Origin of the sequence: Mycobacterium sp. E2497, from assembly GCF_001668695.1 — a bacterium.
In the GTDB taxonomy this organism is placed as follows: Bacteria; Actinomycetota; Actinomycetes; order Mycobacteriales; family Mycobacteriaceae; genus Mycobacterium.
This window is the reverse complement of record NZ_LZKD01000213.1, coordinates 1-5030: the sequence shown is the minus strand read 5'-3', so window position 1 is coordinate 5030 and position 5030 is coordinate 1. Positions and strand designations below refer to the sequence as shown.

The following is a 5030-nucleotide window of genomic DNA, read 5'->3' as shown; positions in this document are numbered from 1 at the left end:
CGGCGTCGCGGCCCTGGTGTCGGTCGAGCTGTGCTCGCTCACCTTCCCGGCGGTCAAGCCCACCGTGTCGGGCCTGGTCGGCACCGCCATATTCGGCGACGGGGCCGCCGCCGTGGTCGCGGTCGGCGACCGTCGCGCCGACCGGCTGAGTCCGAACGGGCCCGACATCGTCGACTCCCGGAGCCGCCTGTATCCCGAGTCGCTGCACATCATGGCCTGGAACGTGAGCCCGGCCGGGTTGCACCTGGTGATGTCCCCGGAGCTGACCGACTTCATCGACCGCTACCTGGCCGACGACGTCAGCCGGTTACTGGGCGCCCACGGCCTGACCAAGGACGACATCGGCGCCTGGGTGGCCCATCCCGGCGGTCCCAAGGTCATCAACGCGATCGCCGGGAGCCTCGAGCTGCCACCCGATGCCCTCGAGCTGACCTGGCGCTCGCTGGGTGAGATCGCGAACCTGTCGTCGGCCTCGGTGCTGCAGATCCTGCGTGACACCATCGCCAAGCCGCCGCCCGGCGGCGGCCCCGGGCTGATGGTCGCGATGGGCCCGGGGTTCAGCTCCGAGCTGGTGCTGTTGCGCTGGCGCTGAGGCGCTCAGTTCGCCGCCGCGGGCGAGTCCAGGAATCCTTGAACGGCCTCGGTGAGGATTAGGCCGCCACGGGTGTTCAGGTGGATGCCGTCGATGTGGAAATCCCACCCGTTCATCCGGGAGATTTCGTCGAAGCTGCGCCGCAGCACCGCCTCCCGGATCAGGTAGTCGCGGTAGAACGCCGGGAAAGAGAACCGGGTGAACGGCTTGGCGGTGCCGGCGCGGACCATTTGGTCCTGGAACGCCTCGGCGAACCCGAGGTAGTCCGTCCCCTCCCGCGCCGCCACCGCCCGGATCGCGGCGTTGTAGGCGGCGAACTCCTCGTTGAGCCGAGCCTGGACGGCGTGCCCCGAATGCGGGTCTTCCCCCACGGGCGCCAGGGAACTCAGCGCGATCCTGGCGCCGGTCTCCAGGCGCAGCCTGCGCGCGATGAGTTCCAGGTTTTCCTCGAACCGCCGCGCGGTCGGCTCGGCGGGCAGCCCCTTCCACACGCGCACCACCCTGCGGAAGTTCGGAAAGACGCCGGCCAGGATGTCGTTGGTACCGATCAGGACGATCACCCGGTCGGGCCGGATGGCGGTCACGCGGCGCAGCCGCCGGACGGTGTGGAAGGACAGGTCGCCGCCGACGCCGAAGTTCACGAACCGGAACCGACTGTTGCGCGGCCGATTCTGCAATTCGGTGATCCACCGGTAGGCCCCCTTGGCCGCGGTGGTGCTCGAGCCTACGCAGGCAACGGTTTCGGTGGGGCCTGAAGTCACAGTCGCATTATTCGAGAATCTCCGACAGATCCAGCCACCGACTCTCCGTCGAGGCGACCTCATCTTCCAGCGCGCGCAGCTCCGCGGTGAGCCGCGCGATGCCGACATGGTCGGCCTGGTCGTGCCCGGCCAGCTCGTGGTGTTTGTTGGCGATCTGGTCGGCCAGGCGCGCGAGCCGGCGGTCGATGCCGGCCAGCTCCTTCTCCGCGGCCCGCCGTTCGGCTCCCGACATCCCCGCCGCCTCGGGGCGCGCCGGCTGGGCGGGCGCGCCGGTGCGCGCCGCGGTCAGCCGCAGGTACTCGTCGATGCCGCCGGGCAGGTGGCGCAACCGGCCGTCGAGGATGGCGTACTGCTGGTCGGTGACCCGCTCCAACAGGTAGCGGTCGTGCGAGACGACGATCAGGGTGCCCGGCCACGAATCGAGCAGGTCCTCCATCGCGGCCAGCATGTCGGTGTCGACGTCGTTGGTGGGCTCGTCGAGGAGCAACACGTTGGGTTCGGACAGCAGGGTGAGCATCAGCTGCAGCCGCCGCCGCTGCCCGCCGGAGAGCTCGCCGACGCGGGCGGAGAGCTGGCCGCCGCCGAAGCCGAGCCGCTCCAGCAGTTGGGCCGGCGTCACCTCGCGGCCCTCGACCTCGTACCCCCCGCGCAGCCCGCCCAGCACGTCGGCGATCCGGTCGTCGCCGAGGCCGGCCAGGGCGTCACCCTGCTGGTCCAGGACCGCCAGCCGCACGGTCTTGCCGCGCTTGACCCGCCCGGTGTCCGGCGTCACCGTGCCGGCGATCAGCCCCAGCAACGTCGACTTCCCGGCACCGTTGGCCCCGACGATGCCGGTGCGTTCGCCCGGCGCGATCCGCCACTCGATATCGCGCAGCACCGGCCGACCGTCAAACGAGACCGACACGTCGAGCAGGTCGATCACGTCCTTGCCGAGCCGGGCCGTCGCCAGCTTGGCCAGCTCGACGGTGTTGCGCAGCGGCGGCACGTCGGCGATCAGCTGGTTGGCCGCCTCGATGCGAAACTTGGGCTTCGAGGTGCGCGCGGGTGCACCGCGCCGCAGCCACGCCAGCTCCTTGCGCATCAGGTTCTGCCGCTTGGCCTCGGTGGCGGCGGCCATCCGGTCCCGCTCGACGCGCTGCAACACGTACGCCGCGTAGCCGCCCTCGAACGGCTCCACGATGCCGTCGTGCACCTCCCACGTCGTGGTGGCCACCTCGTCGAGGAACCAGCGGTCGTGCGTCACCAGCAACAGCCCGCCGGTGTTGCGCGCCCAGCGCTGTTTGAGGTGCTCGGCCAGCCAGGTGATGCCCTCGATGTCCAAATGGTTGGTCGGTTCGTCGAGGGCGATCACGTCCCAGTCGCCGACCAGCAGCTGCGCCAGCTGGACCCGGCGGCGCTGGCCGCCGCTGAGCGTGGCGGTCGTTGCGTCCCAATCGATGTCGGCCACCAGGCCGGCGACCACGTCGCGGACCCGCGCGTCGCCGGCCCACTGGTGTTCGGCCGCCTCGCCCACCAGCGTCCAGCCGACCGTGCGGCCCGGCTCCAGGGTGTCTGCCTGGCTGAGCGCGCCGACCCGCAGGCCGCTGCGGCGGGTCACGCGGCCGGAGTCGGGTTGCAGCTGCCCGGTCAGCAGCCGCAGCAGGCTCGACTTGCCGTCGCCGTTGCGCCCGACGATGCCGATGCGCGCGCCGTCGTTGACGCCGAGCGTGACCGATTCGAATACCAGCTGGGTCGGGTATTCGAGGTGGACGGCCTCGGCCCCCAATAGGTGCGCCACCGGCCCGACCCTACTGGCGCTATTGGAGGGTCAGCAGCGCCCGGTCGATTTCGCGTTGGGTCTCCGCCGACGCCTGGCTGGCCAGGGCGCCCAGAAAGCGGCCGGCGAGGTCGCGCAGTTTCAGGTTGGTCTCCTGGGAACGCCACACCAAAATGTCGAACGCTCGCTCCGCGGAGATGCCGTAGGCGGCCATCAGCACGCCCTTGGCCTGCTCGATGCGGGCGCGGGCGTCGGCGACCGCCGACAGCACGTTGTTGATGTCGGTCTGCAGCGAATCGGTGACGTCGACATAGAAACCGGACGTCCCGACCAGGGTCCCGCTGTCGTCGAGCATCCGGTCGCCCGCGACGACCACGCAGTGGGTGCGCCCGCCGGTGTCGATGATGCGGTGGCGGCTGCTGAACGCCTTGCCCCGCATGACGCGGTCGAGGACGGCCGCGACGCGATCGCGGTCTTCAGGGTGCTTGTGCTTGAGCAGCAGGTCCGTGGTGGGCTCCACCTGCCCCGGCTGGTAGCCGTGCATGCGGGCGACCGCCGGTGACCACTCCCAGCGGTGCCCGTCCAGGAAGAACCGGAACCGGCCGACGCTCTGCGGCTCGCCCAGGCCCAGAACCAAATCGACCGCGTTGAGGTCTTGCTCGTCGACGGCGTCGGACATGAACGCCTCACACGCCGAGGCCGCCGAACCGTCGTCGGCGGAGTCCCCGTTGCGTCCCTGCACGGCTTCGTCGTCAAAGTTCACGGTCATCGTGGGCTGTCCTTCAGATCCGTAACTATGTCCTCCGCATATCAATGCCCACTTTTGCGGGAGTCCATTCATCGGATCAGGATTTCCGGTAGTGCTCGGCGTCGGCGCGTTTGAACTCCAGGCCCAGACCCGGCCGGCGCTGATCCGGCCGCAGCGCGCCGCCGTCGGGGGCCAGCGCGCCGTCGAACAGCAGGTGTTCGATGCGGTGGTGATCGTGGAAGTACTCCAGGTGGCGCAGGTTGGGGATGGCGCTGGCCACGTGGGCGTGCAGGTTGGGGGCGCAGTGCCCGGACACGTCGACGTTGTAGGCGGCGGCCACCGCTGCGGCCCGCAGCCAGTCGGTGATGCCGCCGCAGCGGGTGACGTCGATCTGCAGGCAGTCGACCGCCCCGGCGGCGAGCATCCGGTTGAAGTAGGCCAGGTCGTAACCGTACTCGCCGGCGGTGACGTCCGGGGTCACCTGGTCGCGGACCTCGTTCAGCCCGGCCAGGTCGTCGGACGAGACGGGCTCTTCGAACCAGGTGACGTCGTGGTCGGCCATGGCGTGGGCCACCCGGATCGCCTGCTTGCGGCGGTAGCCGCCGTTGGCGTCGACATACAGTTCGACGTCGGGCCCGACCACCTTGCGGGACAGCGCAATCCGGTCCAGGTCGCGGCGCTCGTCGGAGCCCCACGACTCGCCGATCTTGATCTTGACGCGCGGGATCTTCCACTCGTCCACCCAGCGTTCGAGCTGTGCGCGGGTCTGACGCTCGTCGTAGGTGGTGAACCCGCCGCTGCCGTAGATCGGGACCGCGTCGTGTGCCATGCCGAGTAGCCGGCACACCGGCAGGTCCAGCAGCTTGCCCTTGAGGTCCCACAGGGCGGTGTCGACAGCCGAGACGGCGCACGACACCAGCCCCGGCCGTCCGTTGTTGCGCATCGCCCGGACCATCGCCTGCCACCGACCGGTGATGTCCAGGGCGCCGTGTCCGGTGAGCGTCCCGGCGAGCGGCCCGTTGATCAACTCCGCGCACGCGCCGTCGGCGTAGGTGTAGCCGATCCCGCGCCGCCCGCCGGCGGCGACCTCGGCCAGCACCAGCGTGGTCGACGACCAGGGCAGGGTGCCGTCGGCTTCCGGTGCGTCGGTAGGGATTTCGTAGGACTGGGCGG

General features: G+C 70.4%; 5 protein-coding genes. 1 reads left to right on the top strand and 4 read right to left on the bottom strand.

All coding sequences use genetic code 11. The features are described 5' to 3' along the window. A partial coding sequence (locus A5713_RS19465) for a 3-oxoacyl-[acyl-carrier-protein] synthase III C-terminal domain-containing protein (RefSeq protein ID WP_304442517.1) occupies window positions 1–592 on the top strand: 592 nt, incomplete at its 5' end. Window positions 593–597: 5 nt separating this feature from the next. Here the strand turns inward: A5713_RS19465 and A5713_RS19460 are convergent. The 4 genes from A5713_RS19460 to A5713_RS19445 form a co-directional block, all read right to left on the bottom strand. After that, a complete protein-coding gene (locus A5713_RS19460) occupies window positions 598–1353 on the bottom strand; it encodes an SGNH/GDSL hydrolase family protein (RefSeq protein ID WP_068098042.1) in 756 nt (251 codons plus the stop codon). Window positions 1354–1360: 7 nt separating this feature from the next. Then, on the bottom strand, window positions 1361–3130 hold the full coding sequence (locus A5713_RS19455) for an ABC-F family ATP-binding cassette domain-containing protein (protein ID WP_068098041.1): 1770 nt from the start codon (window positions 3128–3130) through the stop codon (window positions 1361–1363). A 19-nt stretch (window positions 3131–3149) separates the two neighbouring features. Beyond that, window positions 3150–3878, bottom strand: a complete 729-nt coding sequence (locus tag A5713_RS19450) for a PAS and ANTAR domain-containing protein (RefSeq protein WP_067920982.1) — start codon at window positions 3876–3878, stop codon at window positions 3150–3152. Window positions 3879–3954: 76 nt separating this feature from the next. Continuing rightward, window positions 3955–5030: enolase C-terminal domain-like protein (locus A5713_RS19445; protein ID WP_068098040.1), on the bottom strand; the 1076-nt coding region annotated here is incomplete at its 5' end.